Origin of the sequence: Rhodococcus sp. BL-253-APC-6A1W, from assembly GCF_012843405.1 — a bacterium.
Lineage (GTDB): Bacteria > Actinomycetota > Actinomycetes > Mycobacteriales > Mycobacteriaceae > Rhodococcus.
On the sequence record NZ_JABAFB010000012.1, the window covers coordinates 1 to 17,993 of the forward strand.

16 protein-coding genes, 1 tRNA gene and 1 pseudogene are annotated in these 17,993 nt (G+C 67.4%); 9 read left to right on the forward strand and 9 right to left on the reverse strand.

Annotated elements, in window-relative coordinates; translation table 11 throughout:
- Positions 1-205: 205 nt before the first annotated feature.
- Positions 206-1,363: a GIY-YIG nuclease family protein gene (locus tag HF877_RS17770; RefSeq protein WP_169622528.1), complete on the reverse strand. Its 1,158-nt coding sequence runs from the start codon at positions 1,361-1,363 to the stop codon at positions 206-208.
- A gap of 291 nt (positions 1,364-1,654) precedes the next feature.
- Between HF877_RS17770 and HF877_RS17775 the strand changes: the two genes are divergently transcribed.
- Positions 1,655-2,266: a putative glycolipid-binding domain-containing protein gene (locus HF877_RS17775; protein ID WP_169622529.1), complete on the forward strand. Its 612-nt coding sequence runs from the start codon at positions 1,655-1,657 to the stop codon at positions 2,264-2,266.
- Here HF877_RS17775 and HF877_RS17780 read toward each other — a convergent pair.
- A complete protein-coding gene (locus tag HF877_RS17780; protein WP_169622530.1) occupies positions 2,263-3,609 on the reverse strand; it encodes an amidase in 1,347 nt (448 codons plus the stop codon). The genes HF877_RS17775 and HF877_RS17780 overlap by 4 nt on opposite strands.
- Positions 3,597-4,541 (reverse strand): prephenate dehydrogenase, encoded by a 945-nt coding sequence (locus HF877_RS17785; RefSeq protein WP_169622531.1) that lies wholly within the window; start codon positions 4,539-4,541, stop codon positions 3,597-3,599. The genes HF877_RS17780 and HF877_RS17785 overlap by 13 nt, the downstream gene beginning before the upstream one ends.
- Positions 4,542-4,607: 66 nt before the next feature.
- Here HF877_RS17785 and HF877_RS17790 point away from each other — a divergent pair, with 66 nt between their 5' ends.
- The 3 genes from HF877_RS17790 (at position 4,608) to HF877_RS17800 (ending at position 5,758) form a co-directional block, all read left to right on the forward strand.
- Positions 4,608-5,144: a tRNA adenosine deaminase-associated protein gene (locus HF877_RS17790; protein WP_169622532.1), complete on the forward strand. Its 537-nt coding sequence runs from the start codon at positions 4,608-4,610 to the stop codon at positions 5,142-5,144.
- A complete protein-coding gene (locus tag HF877_RS17795; protein ID WP_169622533.1) occupies positions 5,145-5,621 on the forward strand; it encodes a nucleoside deaminase in 477 nt (158 codons plus the stop codon).
- A gap of 46 nt (positions 5,622-5,667) precedes the next feature.
- Positions 5,668-5,758, forward strand: a tRNA-Ser gene (locus HF877_RS17800).
- Positions 5,759-5,794: 36 nt separating this feature from the next.
- Here the strand turns inward: HF877_RS17800 and HF877_RS17805 are convergent.
- From HF877_RS17805 to HF877_RS21405, 5 genes and pseudogenes are all read right to left on the reverse strand, one after another.
- A complete protein-coding gene (locus tag HF877_RS17805; protein ID WP_169622534.1) occupies positions 5,795-6,565 on the reverse strand; it encodes an amino acid racemase in 771 nt (256 codons plus the stop codon).
- 227 nt (positions 6,566-6,792) lie between these two features.
- On the reverse strand, positions 6,793-7,620 hold the full coding sequence (locus HF877_RS17810; RefSeq protein ID WP_169622535.1) for a galactosyltransferase-related protein: 828 nt from the start codon (positions 7,618-7,620) through the stop codon (positions 6,793-6,795).
- Positions 7,617-8,633 (reverse strand): glycosyltransferase, encoded by a 1,017-nt coding sequence (locus HF877_RS17815; RefSeq protein WP_169622536.1) that lies wholly within the window; start codon positions 8,631-8,633, stop codon positions 7,617-7,619. The genes HF877_RS17810 and HF877_RS17815 overlap by 4 nt, the downstream gene beginning before the upstream one ends.
- Positions 8,630-9,742: a glycosyltransferase gene (locus HF877_RS17820; RefSeq protein ID WP_169622537.1), complete on the reverse strand. Its 1,113-nt coding sequence runs from the start codon at positions 9,740-9,742 to the stop codon at positions 8,630-8,632. Before HF877_RS17820 ends, HF877_RS17815 begins: the two co-directional genes overlap by 4 nt.
- Positions 9,739-10,802: pseudogene (locus HF877_RS21405) on the reverse strand (glycosyltransferase family 1 protein). The gene HF877_RS17820 and the pseudogene HF877_RS21405 overlap by 4 nt, the downstream one beginning before the upstream one ends.
- A 176-nt stretch (positions 10,803-10,978) precedes the next feature.
- On the opposite strand from HF877_RS21405, the gene HF877_RS17830 reads away from it, so the two are divergent.
- Together HF877_RS17830 and HF877_RS17835 are read left to right on the forward strand one after the other, a co-directional pair.
- Complete coding sequence (locus tag HF877_RS17830) at positions 10,979-12,466, forward strand: amino acid permease (protein ID WP_169622539.1); 1,488 nt, start codon at positions 10,979-10,981, stop codon at positions 12,464-12,466.
- Between the two features lie 76 nt (positions 12,467-12,542).
- Positions 12,543-13,229 carry a YceI family protein gene (locus tag HF877_RS17835; RefSeq protein WP_169622540.1) on the forward strand — a complete coding sequence of 229 codons (687 nt, stop codon included), beginning with the start codon at positions 12,543-12,545 and terminating at the stop codon, positions 13,227-13,229.
- Here HF877_RS17835 and HF877_RS17840 read toward each other — a convergent pair.
- The gene (locus tag HF877_RS17840; protein ID WP_169622541.1) at positions 13,210-14,154 is read right to left on the reverse strand and encodes a sterol desaturase family protein; all 945 of its coding nucleotides are present in this window, start codon (positions 14,152-14,154) and stop codon (positions 13,210-13,212) included. The two genes, HF877_RS17835 and HF877_RS17840, sit on opposite strands and share 20 nt — an antisense overlap.
- Positions 14,155-14,302: 148 nt before the next feature.
- On the opposite strand from HF877_RS17840, the gene HF877_RS17845 reads away from it, so the two are divergent.
- The 3 genes from HF877_RS17845 to HF877_RS17855 all read left to right on the forward strand — a co-directional run bounded on the left by HF877_RS17845 (position 14,303) and on the right by HF877_RS17855 (position 17,873).
- Positions 14,303-14,767: an Rrf2 family transcriptional regulator gene (locus HF877_RS17845; protein ID WP_169622542.1), complete on the forward strand. Its 465-nt coding sequence runs from the start codon at positions 14,303-14,305 to the stop codon at positions 14,765-14,767.
- A 96-nt stretch (positions 14,768-14,863) separates the two neighbouring features.
- Positions 14,864-15,457 (forward strand): TetR/AcrR family transcriptional regulator, encoded by a 594-nt coding sequence (locus HF877_RS17850; RefSeq protein ID WP_169622543.1) that lies wholly within the window; start codon positions 14,864-14,866, stop codon positions 15,455-15,457.
- 73 nt (positions 15,458-15,530) lie between these two features.
- Positions 15,531-17,873 carry an MMPL family transporter gene (locus HF877_RS17855; RefSeq protein WP_169622544.1) on the forward strand — a complete coding sequence of 781 codons (2,343 nt, stop codon included), beginning with the start codon at positions 15,531-15,533 and terminating at the stop codon, positions 17,871-17,873.
- The last annotated feature ends 120 nt before the right edge of the window (positions 17,874-17,993 follow it).

Consider the following 17,993-nt stretch of genomic DNA (forward strand, 5'->3'; position numbering starts at 1 on the left):
CGCCGATGGTACTGCACTCGACAGGGTGTGGGAGAGTAGGACACCGCCGAACACCCGTTTGCTGGAGGCCCCCAACTGTGTTGGGGGCCTTCAGTGTTTGGTATGCAGTTTTTTTCTGTATGCAGTGTTTTGCAAGCCGGCTCAGCCGGAAGGTGTTGTCGAGGGGGCCACGAAATGTGGCCCCCTCGACTGCTTTCAGGCGGGATTACGCCTTGGGCTTCGGCCGGGCGACCGGGCGGGGCAAGGCGCGCGTGAGGCGCGGCGCCCATCCGTGCGACGGCCATCGCTTGAGCCCCAAGCGATCCGGACTGAGGCGTGTATCGACGAACTTGGGCTCGAGGTCCGGATCGGATTCACCGAAGAAGCGGTAGAGAACGGTGCCGCCGTTCTCCTCACTGCGCCCCGCGGCTTCCCACCGCGTCGCCCGGTATACCGCGCGAACGATGTTGTCGGCCACCACGATGATCGGCAAGCCGTCGATGCCGCGCGCTGCCGTACCGGCCGGCCACGGCTTCGATGCCAGGGCGCGAACCTGCGCCGCGTCGGCGTTCTTTGCCTCGTTGATGCGGAGGACGACGCACGGTGTCGGTAATTCCGGTGCGGGAGTCGCCGAATACTGGCGTACAAGTTCGGAGATCGGGATCGCGGTGCGGTCCGCCTCCGAAACATCCGTCGTACCCGCGAGATTGGTGAGAATGCACTCACCCCTGTGCGGCTCGATCAATCCGAGCGCAGCGATCACTGCCTGCGCGGTGACGTCCGCCGTGTGGTCGGCGTCGGACTTCGGGTCGAGCCGGTCGGCCACTACGTAGTGGTCCACGGAGTAACCCGAGTCGTAGATGGCCTTGATACGGCGGAGTGCCGCCTCGGTTTCCGGGGTCGCCGGTGGTGCTTTCTCCCCGGCTTCGGCGAGTTTGTGGGTTTCTCCGAGGGCTGACCAGACCAGAGTGAAGATCCGATTTCCACGTCCGGTTCCGATGTAGACGATGCTGCGATCGCGCGGATCGAGCAGGGCGTAGACATACGCACCGAGCTGGTCGATCACAGGCTGCGGCATCTGCTGGGGAGTCGGGGTGCGGTCGTCTACCTGAGCGACGATCGCGCGCAGCACGGTGAGGCGGAGCGACACGGGCACCCTGCCGGCGGAACCGCCGAACAGTTCGCGGTTGGCCGCATCAACGGTGCCGAAGGTGCGCCCGGCGTGCTTGCTGAGCGCGCCGAGAGCCAGAGTGAACTCTTCGAGCCTCTGGCGGGGATCGTCTGCGGTGTCGGGCAGCTCATTGCTGGTCAGAAACATCTGGATCTCGGGAGATTCCAGCAAAGTTTGGGCAATGTTCAGAGGAACTGTCCACACGGTACGCATGGTGCGACTCTAGGCCAATACCGATGGCCGAGTGCCCCTCCGCGCACAGTCCACAACAGTCGATGCTGCCGGTCCACGCGCCACCGACGACGCCGAGGCCACGTTCGATTCCCCAGGGCCTCTAGCGGCGTCCGGATTGCCCGAACTTGTCGTACGCGGGAAAAGGGGCGCGCCGTCGGCGCGAGGATTTGCGCCGGTCGAGGAGATTCGCGCGGGCGCGGGAACCCTCTGAGGTGCCCAATAACGGCACCGCTGCCTCCCCGCCGACGGTCGTCGCTTAACGTATAGCTCGTGAGCATCCCAGCCTCTGATGCCGCGGGTTCTGCGGCGAGTACAGCGTCGGCATGGCCCGCGCTTCTCACCTGGCGAGCGCTGGACGCGCCCCGTATGGAATCTGTGCGCGTGCAGCTCAACGGCCGCCGGATCAAAGCGTCCGGTCGCATCGTGGGTGGCGCGTGCGACGACCATCCCGCATTCAGCGCGTCCTACGACCTGGTGACCGACGAAAACGGCGTCACGCGCCGGCTGTCCGTGCGGACCACCGTCGCGGCGGGTGAGCGACACATGTCGATCAGCCGTTCCGAAGAGGGCATCTGGATGGTCGACAACGGCACCCAGCACCAACGTTCCACGTTCGGTGGGGCGCTGGACGTCGATGTCATCCTCAGCCCGTTCTTCAATGCGCTGCCGATCCGGCGATACGGACTGCAGTCGGGCTCCGCCGACCTCGAGGTCCCGGTGGTGTACGTGAACCTCGTCGACCTGGGCGTGCAGGAAGCTGCCGTGATGTACAGCAGCGCGTCCGACGGCATCCATGTGCTGTCGCCCGTCTCGACCTCGTCGGTGACCGTCGACGCGGACGGATTCGTCGTGGAGTACCGCGGGCTGGCCGAGCGGATCTAGCCGTCGGCTGTTTCCACCGCGAGCGCGACCGCGAGCGCGGTGGACTCGGCGGGGTGGCTCCCGTGTCCGGCGGTTCCCGCGGTGAGTCCGACCACCTGCAAGCCGATCGGTCTCGTGCCGCCGCCCGGTGCGGGTACCGACAACGCGGGTACGCCGAGGACGCTGAAGGGAATGCAGTGCTCGAGCAGCGGCCTCCGCAGAGCCAGCGGATCGCTGTTCTGGGGTGCCGAACGGATGCCGGTCGTCGCGGTGACCAGCGCGTCGAGTCCTTCCGCTTTCCGCAGGCGATCCAGGACGTCGCGGCGCAGGCGTGAGACCGTCCGTACCGCGCGCACGTACTCGTAGGCGGGCCGGTCCCGCTGGGCTGCCAGTAGCGACGCCGTGGCGGGCTGGTAGCGCTCAGGGGTCGACTCGAACCACTCGCGGTGGGTGTCGTAGGCCTCCGAGCCGGTGACGACGGGATACACCTCGAGAAGCTCCTCGGTTTCCGGGAGCGTCACCTCGACTACCTCCGCACCGAGGTCGGTTAGTGTGCGGCACGCGGCGTCGACTGCTGCCTCGAAGTCCGGGTCGGGGAAGTCCCAGATGCTGCCGCGGAGACGACCGATGCGGAGCCCGGACACCGGGGTCCGCAGGTGCGCGATGCCCGGGATCGCACCCCACGCGAGCGCGACGTCCAGCGTGTCCGCGGCGAGCAGACCCACGTGATCGAACGTCGTCGACAACGGGAATGCCCCGTCGACGGGTAGTGCTCCGTGACCCGGCTTGAAACCGGCGATTCCGCACAAGGCGGCCGGGGTGCGCACACTGCATCCGGTGTCGGTGCCGAGGGCGACGGGGACGATCCCGCGCGCCACCAGAACCGCCGACCCCGACGACGAGCCGCCACTGATGAGCCCGGGTTCGTGCGGATGCGCAGCGGGCCCGGAAGCATTGACGAGACCCGTCGGACCGTAGGCGAATTCGTGAAGGTGGGTCTTCGCGACGATGATCGCGCCCGCCTCCCGCAACTTACGAATGATGCGGGCATCGGTCGTCGCGGGCGGCGCATCGTCGAGCACGGCGCTGCCGCAGCGGGTGGGCATGCCGGCGACGTCGATGTTGTCCTTGACCGCAACTGCGACGCCGTGCAGCGGGCCTATCCAGTTCCCGGCCGCAATCTCCGAGTCGGCGCGTGCCGCAGACTCGAGGGCGGCCGCGTCGTCGCGGGCCGCGACGATGTTGTGCCACGGCGTGCCGTCGAGCGCGTCGAGGTCGGCCAGTACCTGTCGTACGTGTTCGGTCGGCGTCAGCTTGCCGGTCGTGAGCGCGGAGGCGACGTCGCGCAAGGTCATCGGGTCCATACCTCTCCGCGACGCCCGGCCTCGCGGAGCACGGTCAGCCAGTCACCCTCCCCGGGGACGACGCCGGTGACAGAGACGCGCTTCTGCTGGTCGTACCGGGCGCGGGCGTCGAATCCGGCCCGGGTGAGGTCGGTGGTGCTGCCGTCGGCAAGCTGTTCCCGCGCGGCCGACAGCACCTCGAGGGTCTCGTCGAGTGCCACGAGCAACGCTGAGGCGTTGGCCTCGCACATCGCGTCGACGAGTGCCGGAGCGGTCGCTGCCACGCGGGTCCCGTCGCGGAACGAGCCCGCAGCCAATCCGAGGGCCAGATCGCCACCGGCGGCCCCCGCCAGCGCGAGGGCTTCGGCCAGCACATGCGGCAGGTGCGAGATCCGGGCGACCGCCGCATCGTGTTCGGCGGACTCGGCCGGCACGACGACCGAGCCACAGTCGAGCGCCAGGTCCGCGACGGCCTGCCACACCTCGGGGTCGGTGCCGTCGTCGACCGTCACCACCCACACGGCGTCACGGAACAGCTCGACGGTGCTCGCGGCCCAGCCCGACTCGGCGGTGCCGGCCATCGGGTGACCGCCGACGAAACGCCGGGACAGGCCGTGTGCGGCGACGGCGGCCGCCACTTCCGACTTGACGCTGACGACATCGGTGAGCGCGACATCCGGTGCGTGTTCGGCGATCGCCTCGAGGATGCTCCCGACCGCCGGCATCGGGACCGCGATCACCACGATCGCGTTCGCATCGGCAGCGCGCTGGAGCGTCGCGGCCAAGTCCGTGCTCGCGTCGAAACCCAGATCGCGGGCCGCGTGCACGACTTCCGGCGAGCGGTTGTACCCCCATGCGTGGCGGCCGGTCGCTGCCGCTGCGCGGAGAAGCGATCCACCGATCAGGCCGAGGCCGAGGACACATACGGGCGGGGCGAACGTAGCGGTAGGCACCGCTCCAGGTTGGCATATTCGGGCGCGGGCTTCATTCGCGGGACGAGGCAGACTACCGTTGCGCGCATGGCTGCACAACGCGTAGGGAACAAGAGCCCTTCGGTGAGTTCGATCGAGGACCTCGACGGTTTTGCCGTCGCCGTGACGCGTGAAGACGGACTCTGGAAGTGCCGCGCACTCTCGGATGCTGCACTGACGAGCCTCGAGACGGCCGTGACGGAGTTGCGGGAGCTCCGCAGCTCCGGCGCCGTGTTCGGCTTGCTGAACGTCGATGACGAGTTCTTCGTCATCATCCGGCCCGCACCGTCCGGAACCCGGATCCTGCTGTCCGACGCCACGATGGCGATCGACTACGACATTGCGGCCGACATTCTCGACGCACTCAACGTCGACATCCCGGACATCGATCCGGACGAGCTGGACGACGTGGAGCCGTGGGAAGAAGGTGACCTGGGGATCCTCAAGGACATGGGTCTACCGGAACCCGTGCTGTCCGTGATCCTCTCCGAGACGGATCTCTATCCCGACGAACAACTCGAGGAGGTCGCACAGCGCCTCGGGTTCGACGATGTGTGGGCCGCTGCGCTGGACAAACTGCGTTAGATGGGGCCGCGCGACGACGAGAAACTGATTCGGGTCGCGCTGGACGCTGCGACCGCTGCGCCTGCCGGGGACGTTCCGGTGGGCGCGGTCGTGTTCGCGGCCGACGGCACCGAGCTGGCCCGGGCCGCGAACTCGCGTGAGGCCACAGGGGACCCCACCGCGCACGCGGAGATCCTTGCGCTGCGGGCGGCGGCGCGCGTGCACGGAGACGGCTGGCGTCTCGAGGGCACAACCCTCGCGGTCACCCTCGAGCCCTGCACGATGTGCGCCGGTGCGGCTGTCCTGGCGCGCGTCGAGCGGATCGTCTTCGGCGCATGGGAGCCCAAGACGGGCGCCGTCGGGTCGCTGTGGGACGTCGTGCGGGATCGTCGCCTCACCCATCGCCCGCAGGCGCGCGGCGGGGTGCTCGAGGACGAGTGTGCGGCGGTTCTGGAGGAGTTCTTCCACGGCCGGCGCGACCCTCGTCCGGGACTCTGACCTGCCGATTTCAGTCCAGGCGCACCATCCGGTAGAGTCTTTTAGCGGTGGCGTGTCCGAGCGGCCTAAGGAGCACGCCTCGAAAGCGTGTGACGGGTAACCCCCGTCCGAGGGTTCAAATCCCTCCGCCACCGCCATAAAGTCCCTCACCTGCATGCAGGTGAGGGACTTTTTTATTGCGGGGCTGCCGACGTTTCGACCGCGGCGGTGCGAAACCCGGATCCGCGCCAGGTCGGCATCTCCCGAAGGCCCGCCGCGACTTCCAGCGCCGCGCGCCCGCCGAGCCGGGTGGAATCCAGAATCGGAAGCGGCGAGAGGTCAGGAGGCACGAGGAGTGGGATCTCGGTGCAGACCAATGCCACCGCATCACACTCGAAGTCCGCGAGTCGTCCGATCAGGTCGATGAAGGAATCCCTCGTCTCGTCCCGGAAGGTTCCGTGTACCAGTTCGTCGAAGATTGCCGAGTGGACCATGGCCTGATCGTCGTCGGCGGGGCTGACGGCTTGGATGCCTCGCGCTGCCAATTCGCGGGGGTAGAGAGGACCCTGCATCGTGTAACGGGTTCCGAGAATTCCCACGCGTGTGTACTCGGCCCGTTCGGCGGCCGCTGCGACGGTGTCGACCAGGTGAAGGCCCGGAAGTGCGAGGTCGGCTCCTGGAGCCTCGAGCGCGAGGTGCGCGGTGTTGTCGGGACATATGAAGAAGTCGCATCCTGCCCGTGCGAGGCGGTCGACGCTGGTGGCGAGCACCGCGCGCACCGACTCGTAGTCCGACGCCTCCCACGCCGGCATGCAGTGCTCGAACGAGATGCAGTCCATGGTGAGATCGGGGTGCGCCGGCAGGCCCTGCGCGGTGCTGTAGCCGCATATCTCCCGCCAGCAGAGAGACGCGCCCTCCCAGCTGTGGGCCAGGATTCCGATGTGTTTCGGATGAGTGCCTTCCATGAGTTCCACCTTGCCGGAATTGCATCCGGGCGGTCAGGGGCGTCCGAAAAAAAGCCGACGCCGCAGTGGGGGAGCCGCCACTCCTGAATCCCACATGCGGCGTCGATACCACACCCGAAAGGAACCGCGGTGATGCTAACCCGGCAACAGTCACATCGGGCAACTGGCTCCCGTTGACGGCTCGCGGTATCGGTGGGGAAGCTCTGAGAAGGGCGAACAGTGCGGCGCTACTTGCTCGTGGGGACCCACCGCGTCGTCTCGTCGTCGAACCGGATCAACCCGCGCCCGGCGAAGGCGTCGAGCCAGCCACGCATCGGCCACCATCCCCATCGGTCGTGAAAGACGGTGGCGTTGGCCAGGATGTCGTGCAGTCGCTCGACCGGCGGATCCGACACCGGGTGATGCTGATGAAAAGCGTGGGCTCCGCCGACCCAGCGAAGCCCGACGCCGCGCTGCGCCGCGACCTGCCCGAAGTCGGTGTCCTCCCCGCCGTATCCCGAATAGTCGGTACAGAATCCGCCCACGCGGTGCCAGGTCGCCGCGGTGACAGCGAACGAGAGTGACCAGAAGAGCGTGTAGTCCTCACCGGTGACGACGTCACCGGCGCGCGGGTGGGGACGGGCGGGATGCGGATCGATCAGCGCGTCCAGTGCATCCAGGTCGTACCCGCCGACCGGAGGCGGTGGCAGGTAGGTCACCGGACCGCACAGCAACGCCACCTGGTGACGCGGATCGTTGCCGACCTCCTCGTAGCGGCTCACCAGATTCGTGGCCGGGATGCAGTCGACGTCCAGGAACACCAGTAACTCGGCGCCGAGTTCGAGTGCCCGCCGGGCGCCGAGGTTACGGGCTTCGGCCAGAGGCAGACGGCCTTCCGTCGGCTCCATCCACTGCGCGTCCGCACCGGCGGCCCGGGTCAGCGAGAAGACCTCGCGATCGCCCATGGACACGACAACGTGCTGGTCGGGACGCCGGGAACCGCGTGCGAGCGCCGTCATCTGCCTGCGCAGGTGAGTGGTTCGGTGCGCTGCGATGGTCACCACGCCGACTTTCACGTCGGTGCCTCCTCCTCGGCGATCCGGTCGACGATTGCGGCGGCGCGCGCCGCGGCTCCGGAGGTCTGCCAGCGTGCCCACTGCGCGGGGTCCTCACCGCGGGCCCGCTCGATCAACTCCGGCCACCGGTCGGGGTCCGGCCACTCCGGCAACCCCACCGACAATCCGGCGCTGTGGAGGGCGGCCGTCGTGGCGTGCTGCTCGTCGTAGGGACGCCGCTCGGCGACGAGCACCGCGGGGCGCCGAGCCGCTGCGATGTCGGCGACGGTGTTCTGTCCGGCGTGGCCGATCACCACGTCGGCCCGGCACAGCGAGGGCCACGGATCGTCGGCCCAGACGCCCCCGGGAACTCCCAGGCCTTCCCACCGGTACCGGGTGTGGCGACTCTTCCAGGACCGAAAATCACCGGACGACAAGGCCGAACCACCACTCCCGCCCATCACCAGCACGGTGGGACGGTCATCGGAATCGTCCGCATCGGGGGGAGTGCGGCGCCCGTCGAATCGGCTGATGCCACCCACATACGACGTCTTGTGCGCGTACGGGTGCAGCCACTCGGGGTCGTACACCTCCTGCGCCCACGCGGCGATCAAGTGGTCTGCCGAGCGGTAACCGAGAGTGTGCGGTGCGTCGGTGCGGGTTCCGGGCATGGCCATGACCACGACCGGGATGCCGAACAATCGCGCCAGCAACGTCACCTCCACCGACACATCCACCACCATTACCCGGGGCCGGGCGCGCGTGATCCACTCCGCCAGCGCCGCCATCCGTCTGCGCAGTCCGTCGTCGTGGCGGGGAACCCAGTGGAGCAGTCCGTGAGCGGTGGGGTCGACGGCTGCGTCGACAGCCTCGTCGTCGCGGGGTAACTCGACCACTTCGTCGAACACCGCGGCGTTCCGGCCCGGCAGGGTCGCCGACGACAGCGCGGTCACCGGATTGCGAAGGTGCGCACAGATACTCGTCGCGCGGGCGAGATGGCCGTGGCCGTGGTGATGGATGTAGTACCCGATCATCGTGGCCGACCGGCGGACACGGGTTCGGCGGCAGGGGCGACGAGGCGCTGGTACAACGCCACGTACGACTCGACCATCGCCCGTTCGGAACAGTACTCCAGGGCACGTCGGCGAGCGTGACTGCGGGACAGTGCTGTTGCGGCGGGCACGGCAGCAGCCATCGCGTCGGTGTCGCCCGCGGGGACCAGCACTCCCGACCCGGAGTCGACGATCTCGGGAATCCCGCCGCGAGCGAACGCCACCACGGGGGTGCCGCAGGCAAGGGCTTCGGCGACGACCAGGCCGTACGGTTCGTCCCAGCACGGCGTGATCAGGACGGCAGCGCTGTGGCCCACCCGGGCAGCCAGTTCCGTGCGCGGCAGATGTCCGAGGTATTCGACTTCGCCGCCGAGTCGGGGGGCGATGCGGTCGTCGAAATACTTCCGGTCGGAGATCGGTCCCGCAAGGGTGAGCCTGCGGCCGCTTCGGCGCGCGACCTCGATCGCGAGATGTGCGCCTTTTTCCGGCACGAGGCGTCCGAACCACATCAGGTCGGTGCCGCCGGGGCCGACCGGCCAGCCCGAGAGGTCCACCCCGTTGGGGATGACGGTCGCGGGAGCCTCGAGCGCGTGCCGCCACGCGTGCGCCGTATGCCGGCTGACCGCGACGAAGGTCGCCGGGACCTGTGCCGTCGCGGCCAGGGCCGACTCGAGCCAGGGGGTCGGCGGAGTGTGCAGCGTGCAGACCATCGGGATGCGCAGTGCCGGTGCCATCGCCACCGGCAGGTAATGCAGGCTGTGGTTGTGGACGACGTCGAAGGAGTCGGCCAGCGGACCCGCCAGGTTCAGCATCAACGACAGGTACGCGTGGTGGTCCTCGAGGAAGCCCTTCGGTGCCATGGACGGGTCGTGGCGCGCGGTCGCGCTGGGGGAGAAGGACCGGACCTCCAGATGTGAGGCACCGAGGGACTCGTCGGAACCGGACGCCGCGAACAGTGTGACGTGGTGACCGGCTTCTCCGAGGGCACGCGCCAGATGCCAGACGTGGGACTCGAGGCCACCGGCGAACGGCTGGCGGATGGGATACCGGTTCGACGCGACGAGCGCGATGCGCAGCGGTCGGGCGGTCATGCCGAGGCCCGCTCGTAGATGTCGCGTGGGCCGCGGCGAGACGTCGGCGTTGCTCGAGTCGTCGCGGCCACTGTGCCCGCGGAATGTGGTGCCGGCGTTCGTACAGCGACCGGATGCAACGGTCGAGGGAGGCCGGGTCGAACCGGTCCTCGTCCAGGGTGAACACGTCGCAGGACTGTTGCTGACGATAGAAACCGCAGCTCGGAGCAACCACCGCGGTTCCGAGATCGTGGCAGGCCTCCAGCCAGCCCGAATGGGTCCCGAATCGGTACGGGAGCACCGACACCGTCAACTCCGAGAGGTATTGCCACAGTTCGTCGTCGTCGAAATACGGGTGCACCCGGACGTCCACCGCGGGATTCTCCCCGAGCGCCAGCAGCGCGGCTCCCATGTCCGGGGCGTACCAATGGTTGGACGGAACGAAGATCTCGTCGTGCAGATCGATCTGCAGCCGGGCCTCGGGCAGGTCGGCGACCGTTCGAGCCAGCGCGGTCACGACCGGCAGCACATCCATATTGGCTCGCAGGCTCTTCGCATGGACACCGACGACGAACGGGTCCGGCGGGCGGTGCGGCGCGTCGAACCAGTCCCGCTCGAGCACGTGCGGGTGCGGCAGGACCGTCGAGGTCCGTCCCCAGCCGGCCCGGATTCTCGCGGCAGCGCCGGGGGTGAGGGTGATCAGTTCCCGGGCCGCCGGTATCAGCACGTCGAGGTTCTTCAGATGCGCGCCCGGGGTGGGGTGGTGAGGGTTTCTCAGGTCGTGCACGGTGTAGACGAGGGGGATCCGGTGGGTGTCGAGGGCGCCGACGACCTCCTCGAGCACTTCGGGTTCCACCGCGTCGAACCCGAAGTGGATGTGGAAGATGTCGAATTCATCGTGGTGATCGTCGATCCATCCGGGCTCGAGCATCATCGGTGGCCACCATCCACCGGGGACCTTTCGTCCGTCGGCGGGTACCGGGTCGGGCAGCCGGATCACTCCGTCGTCGCCGTCGGGTGACGACAGATGCCGCACGTAGACGTGCGATGCGGGGACCGACGCGACACGCAGTGTTCTCATACGCACCTTCCTCGGGCACGGAGTCGTCGGCCGAACCCGGCCGACCCTCGGTAATCGCCGGGGTATACCCGGTTTCGAGCGGATGACACCGATGTCCGAGCCGAGCGCGTCATCGTTCCGGAATCGTCCATGGCGGCCGCTCGTACCGAGTAGGTTCCTGCTCGGAAGGGGCGCCGATGACTCGAGCCGGCAGCAAGCGCGATCGGGGTCTGTTCCGAGTGAAGTCGGTGGAGCAATCCATCCGCGATACCGACGACCCGGATTCGAAGCTGCGCAAGGATCTCACCGCGTGGGACCTGATCGTGTTCGGTGTCGCGGTCGTCATCGGCGCCGGCATCTTCACCCTCACCGCTCGCACGGCCGGGAATGTCGCGGGACCGTCGGTGTCGCTGGCGTTCGTCCTCGCCGCCATTGCCTGTGCTCTCGCCGCGTTGTGTTACGCGGAGTTCGCGTCCACCGTGCCTGTCGCGGGTAGCGCATACACCTATTCGTTCGCGACATTCGGCGAGTTCGTCGCCTGGATCATCGGCTGGGATCTCATCCTGGAGTTCGCGCTTGCCGCGGCGGTGGTCGGCAAGGGCTGGTCGCTGTATCTCGGCGAGGTGATGGGAGGGCTGTCGTCGAGCGTGATGGTCGGACCGGTCAAGGTGGACTGGGGAGCGGTTCTGATCGTCGTGGTGATCGGCGTCGTCATCGCGTCCGGAACCAAGCTGTCCTCCCGGGTGTCGCTGGTGATCACCTCGATCAAGGTCGGGGTGGTCATCTTCGTCGTCGCGCTCGGGGCGTTCTACATCAAGGCGGAGAACTACACGCCCTACATCCCGCCGGCCGAGGCCGCGGAGACCGACAACGGACTGCACCAGTCGCTGTTCTCTTTCGTCACCGGAGCGGGAGGCAGCACGTTCGGCTGGTACGGCCTGCTCGCCGCGGCGAGTCTCGTCTTCTTCGCATTCATCGGCTTAGATGTCGTCGCGACGACTGCCGAGGAGACGCGGACTCCGCAGAAAGCCGTGCCGATCGGGATCCTCGGTTCGCTCGCGATCGTCACCGTGCTCTATGTCGCTGTGAGTCTCGTCCTGACGGGCATGGTGAACTACCAGGAACTCGAGGGCGACGAGTCGACCCTGGCCACCGCCTTCGCGATCAACGGCATGGATTGGGCGAAGAACCTGATTTCCATCGGTGCCCTCGCAGGCCTCACCACCGTGGTGATGGTGCTGATGCTGGGTCAGACGCGTGTGCTGTTCGCGATGGCACGCGATGGCCTCATGCCTCGTCGACTCGCCCACACGGGCAAGCGGGGAACACCGGTGCGGACGACGGTCGTCACCGTGGTGGTGGCTGTGCTCGCCGGCCTGGTTCCGCTGGGCACCCTCGAAGGGATGGTGAACATCGGCACGCTCTTCGCGTTCGTCCTGGTATCGATCGGAGTGCTCGTGCTGCGCCGTACCCGGGGCGATCTCGAACGCGGGTTCCGGGTGCCGTTGGTGCCGTACGTGCCGATACTCGCGGTGCTGGCCTGCCTGTGGCTCATGGTGAACCTCTCGGTGGAGACGTGGATCCGCTTCGTCGTGTGGATGGCGATCGGGGTCGTCATCTACTTCGTGTACAGCCGACGTCATTCGGTGCTGGCAGGCACTGCTGACCCCGATCCGCCGGTATAGATCCGGGGAGCACAGCGTTCGACCTCTTCTCGCGTTCGACCCCGCACGGCGTTGAAGCCTCAACTACTGTCGGGGCATGCGCAAGCTCGGATGGTCCCTCGCTGCCATTGTCGTGATCGCGATTGTCGGGTTCTTCGTCGCGCCGTGGGTCTACGGCAACTTCATCGCCGAGGACGACGCGCCGGCAGCATCGGTGTCCGAATCCGGTGCCGAAGCCGCCTCCGGTGAGCTGAACGGTTCCTGGACGGTGACTGCGGGGACCGACCCGAACCGCACCGCCGCGGGCTACACCGTCGAGGAGATCCTGCGCGGAGCCGATGTCACCGTGGTGGGCAGTACCGACCAGGTGACCGGCACCGCCACCATCGAGAACGACACGCTCACTGCCGCCGAGGTGACGGTCCGGGTGGACTCGGTCACCACCGACAGTTCCCAGCGCGACGGGCAGTTTCGCGATCGGGTGATGAACACCGGGACCTATCCGACGGCGACGTTCGTCCTGACCGAACCGGTGGACCTGACGGCGCTCCCGACGGATGGAACGGTGACGACCTTGCCTGCGACCGGGACGCTGACGTTGCGGGGGCAGGAGCGACCGGCCACGCTGGAGGTGCAGGTGCTCCGCACCGGTGACGTGATCGTGGCGTCCGGAAGCATCCCGACGGTCTGGGCGGATTACGGTGTGGAACCGCCGAATCTCGGGTTCGTGACCGTCGACAGCACCGGAAGCATCGACTTCCTGATCACGCTCGAGCGGAGCTGACGGTCTCCGAATCCTCCCGGCCGTGTGCGGGAGTCCACCCGGGCGGCCCGAACACGTAACCCATCTTGTCCCGCAGGGCCGTTGCCGAACGCCAGTCGCGGGCGATCGCTTTGTATTCGTGGGTCTGCAATTCCCAGATCTTGTAGGTGCCCACGGGTTTCGTCAGGCCGTACGTCGGCCGGTGTGTCTCCGGCTGGAACGTGCCGAACATCCGGTCCCAGATGATGAACATGCCGGCGTAGTTGCGGTCGAGGTACTCGGGGTCGCAGCCGTGGTGGACCCGGTGATGCGAGGGGGTGTTGAAGACGAACTCGACGGGCCGGGGCAGGGTGCCGACTCGCTCGGTGTGCACGAAGAACTGGTAGACCAGGTTCACGGAGAAGCCGACGAACACCATCCACGGCGGGATTCCCAGCAGCGGAAGCGGCAGCCACATGATGATTTCGCCGCTGTTGTTCCACTTCTGGCGCAGAGCGGTCGCGAAGTTGAAGTACTCGCTCGAATGATGAGCTTGATGGGTCGCCCACACGACGCGGACCCGGTGCGCTGTGCGGTGGTACCAGTAGAACAGCAGGTCCACCCCGACCAGCAGGATCACCCAGGTGTACCAGGCGTCGGCGGGCAGGTGCCACGGCGCGAGGTAGACCCAGATCGCGGAGTATCCGACGAGCGCGAGCACCTTCCAGAGTGCGCTGGTGACGATCGACACCAGTCCCATCGAGAGGCTTGCGCGTGCGTCGCGTACTTCGTAGCCGCCTTTCGGCGGGTGCGTCCGGCCGTCGGGCCCGGGTTCGACGTGTTCGAGCGTGCGAGCCGCAACCCATTCCAGGACCAGGAACAACACGAAAGCCGGGATCGCGAGCGCGACCGGATCGTGCAGGGGCTCGAGCAACGACCCCCAGGAGTCGAAGAGGGTCTCCCGCATGGCATCACTTTCGGTAGGTGTGAACAACGGTTCAATCTACTCGTGATGTGGTGTGTGTCACCAGTAGCCTTGGAATCGCGAACGGCCGTTTCCGCAGTTTGCTGGTAGGAATTGGGGGTTCCGTCGGCAGCGTAGTGAGAGGCGTGGAATGCACATCACCGCGAGGGTCGACTATGCCGTCCGTACCCTCCTCGAACTCGCGGCCAAGGGCGACGGCCGCCCGGTGAAGGCCGAAACCCTCGCGACCGCGCAGTCGATCCCGCACAAGTTCCTGGAGGCGGTGCTCGCCGATCTGCGGAGGGGCGGTCTGGTGTGCAGCAGGCGCGGCCCCGAAGGGGGTTATTGGCTCGCTCGTCCTCCGGGGGCGATCTCGATAGCCGATGTCATCCGGACGGTCGAGGGTCCCCTCGCGTCGGTCCGGGGTGAGCGGCCCGAGGATGTCGTCTACACCGGCGCGGCCGAGAAGTTGCGCGACGTCTGGATCGCGGTGCGGGTGAATCTGCGCGCGGTCCTCGAAGAGGTGTCGCTCGAGGATGTCGTCGCCGATAACCTGCCCGCGTTCGTCGAGGAACTCACTCGCGATCAGGGCGCCTGGGAGCGCCGCCGAGTATGACCTGCGTTACTGCGAGCGCCCCGATGTGGGTAATCGCATAATCTTGCACTCTTCTGCAAACTTACCGAGCTCTGCAATTTCTGTACGGTCGATGGAGTGAGTCTTCCCTCCTCAGGTCTGCGCGACCGCAAGAAAGCGGCGACGCGGGCGGCGCTCGCCGAAGCGGCCGCCGAACTCGCCCGCGAGCACGGTGTGCACGCGGTCACCGCTGATGCGATCGCCGCACGCGCAGGCGTCTCGACACGCACGTTCCACAACTACTTCGCCAGCAAGGAAGAAGCGGTCTTCGTTCATCTCGAGCGTGTGATCGAGGAATGGATCGAGATGTTGCGGCAGCGCCCGGCCGACGAACACATCCTCGATTCCCTCCGGGAATGCGCCGTCGGTCTCGTCACCGACCCGAAGTGGTCGTTCGACGAGATCGGTGCGTGTGTTTCGGTCGTGGAGGAATCTTCGGCACTGCTCGTCCGGGGCATCGAGGTCGAGCGACGGTCGACGCGGATGCTCATCGACGTCATCGCAGAACGCACGGGCACCGATCCGGGCGTGGAACTGTTTCCCAACCTGATCCACCACGTGGCTCTCGGCGCGATCAAGGCAGCGATCGAGATGCATCTCGCGGGAGTCGGCCGGTCGCCCGAAGACCTCATCCGCGACGCCTTCGGCCGGTTGCGTCTCGGTTTCCCGTAACGCGCGAGTACGCCCCACAGCGGTCGACTCGACCCCTCCCTCCGCAAGAAATGTCCGAACGAAAGGGTGCCTCGTGGCGACCTACCTATATCGGATCGGCAAGTTCGCCTACCGGCGAAAAGGCACGGTTCTCTCCTTCTGGCTGGCGATCCTCGTCCTGTTCGGTGTCGGTGCCGCGACGCTGTCGGGTCCGACCACCGATTCCTTCTCTCTGCCCGGTACCCCCGCGCAGAAGACACAGGACCTGATGGCCGAACGCTTCCCGTCGGCCGAAGATCCGATGAATCAGCTCAGCGCCCGGTATGTGTTCGCCGCCCCCGACGGACAAACGCTCGACGAGCCCGCCAACATGCAGGCCATCGACGACGTGCTCGCCGCAGTGCGCGACATCGACCGCGTGGCGCCGCCGGCCAAGGTGGATCCGGCGACCGCGACGCCCGAGGAGCAGGCCGGTGTACTGGCCAACCCGGTTCTCGCCGACGCCGGCCTCGTCGAACAGATGAAGGCTGCCGGTGCGGAACAGGGACTGCCCGAGGACGCCGCTCTCGCGAACGCCGCCGCACTGTCGCCGCTGAGCTCCGACCGCACGGTCGGCTTCGTCACCGTCCCCTTCACGGGCGAGATGAGCGACGTCGACGACACGATGCGTGACCAGATCGCGGCCGCAGCGGACATCGGCCGCGACGCCGGCTTGACCGTGGAGGTCAGCGGGACCGCTGCCAGCGCGGTCGAACTCCCCGGCGGTACCGCCGAACTCGTCGGCATCGGCATTGCCGCGATCGTGCTCGCCTTGACGTTCGGGTCCCTGGTCGCGGCCGGTCTGCCGCTCATCACCGCCCTGGTCGGCATCGGCATCGGCAGCATGGGCATCACCATCGCGACCGGCTTCACCGACCTCAGCTCGATGACGCCGACCCTCGCGATCATGATCGGTCTCGCGGTCGCGATCGACTACTCGTTGTTCATCGTCTCGCGCTTCCGGCACGAACTCACCGTCACCAGCGACCGTGCCGAAGCGGCAGGTCGCGCGGTGGGCACCGCCGGTTCGGCGGTCGTGTTCGCGGGTCTGACAGTCATCATCGCGCTCGCAGCCCTGCAAGTCGTGGGTATCCCGTTCCTCTCCGCGATGGGATACGCGGCCGCCTTCACCGTCTTCATGGCCGTGCTCATCGCCATCACTCTGCTCCCCGCCGTCCTCTCGCTCTTCGGTGAGAAGGCCTTCGCGGGACGCATCCCCGGCCTGAAGGCCGGTGCGGGTGACGACGACAAGCCCGGTGCCGCTCCGAAGTTTGCCGCCGCGCTCGTGCGCCGCCCGCTCGTTCCGCTCGTCGCGGGTGTGGTGCTGCTCGGCGTGCTCGCCCTTCCCGCGACCGGCCTGCGACTCGCCCTGCCGAGCGAAGCCACCGGCGACCCCGCAACCAGCGCACGCCAGGCCTACGACCTGATCGACGAGGGCTTCGGCCCGGGACGCAACGGCCCGCTCGTCGTCGTCGCGGACGCCCGTGAAGCCGAGGTGGACGCACCCGCGGCGTTCGGTGCGGTCGTCGCGTCGCTGTCCGAACACGACGAGGTCGTCAACGCGCAGATCGTGTCGGTCAACGAGGCCGGTGACACCGCGCAGATCCTCGTCACGCCGCGCAGCGGCCCGAGCGACGAAGCGACCATGGATCTCGTCTCGTCCATCCGTGACGACGAGTCCCGGCTGCAGGACGAGTTCGGAGTCTCGTACGGCATCACCGGGCAGACGGCGCTGGAAGGCGACGTGTCCGAGAGCCTCCAGAACGCTCTGGTTCCGTACCTCGCCGTGGTGGTCGGACTCGCATTCATCCTGCTCATGCTGGTCTTCCGCTCCATCCTTGTGCCGCTCACCGCGACGCTCGGCTTCCTGCTGAGTGTGCTCGCGACGTTCGGTGCCACCGTGGCGGTGTTCCAGGAAGGCTGGGGCGGGCTCATCTCCAACCCGCAACCCATCGTGAGCTTCATGCCGATCTTCCTGATCGGTGTCGTCTTCGGCTTGGCGATGGACTACCAGGTGTTCCTGGTGACCCGAATGCGCGAGGAGTTCGTGCACGGCGCGTCGGCGAAGGATGCTGTGGTGTCCGGCTTCGGCCACGGCGCCCGCGTCGTCAGTGCGGCGGCGGTCATCATGATCTCGGTGTTCGCGGCCTTCATCGCGGAACCGAACTCGCTGATCAAATCGATGGGCTTCGCGCTCGCCGTCGCCGTGTTCTTCGACGCCTTCATCGTGCGCATGGTCATCATCCCGGCGGTGATGGCGCTGCTCGGCGACAAGGCGTGGTGGCTGCCGAAGTGGCTCGACAAGATCCTCCCGAACGTCGACGTGGAGGGCGAGAAGCTCACTCGCGAACTCACCGCCGGCGAGGCGGAGACGGAGACAGAAACGGCCCGGGTGTGACGACCCGGTCGGCGGTCACCGGTATTCGTGCCGGTGGCCGCTCCGCCGGTTCCGCGGTGACCGGTCCCGGGCAGGGCTCCGCAATCCGGGATCGTCGCGCCACGCAGGTAGCGTGTTGCC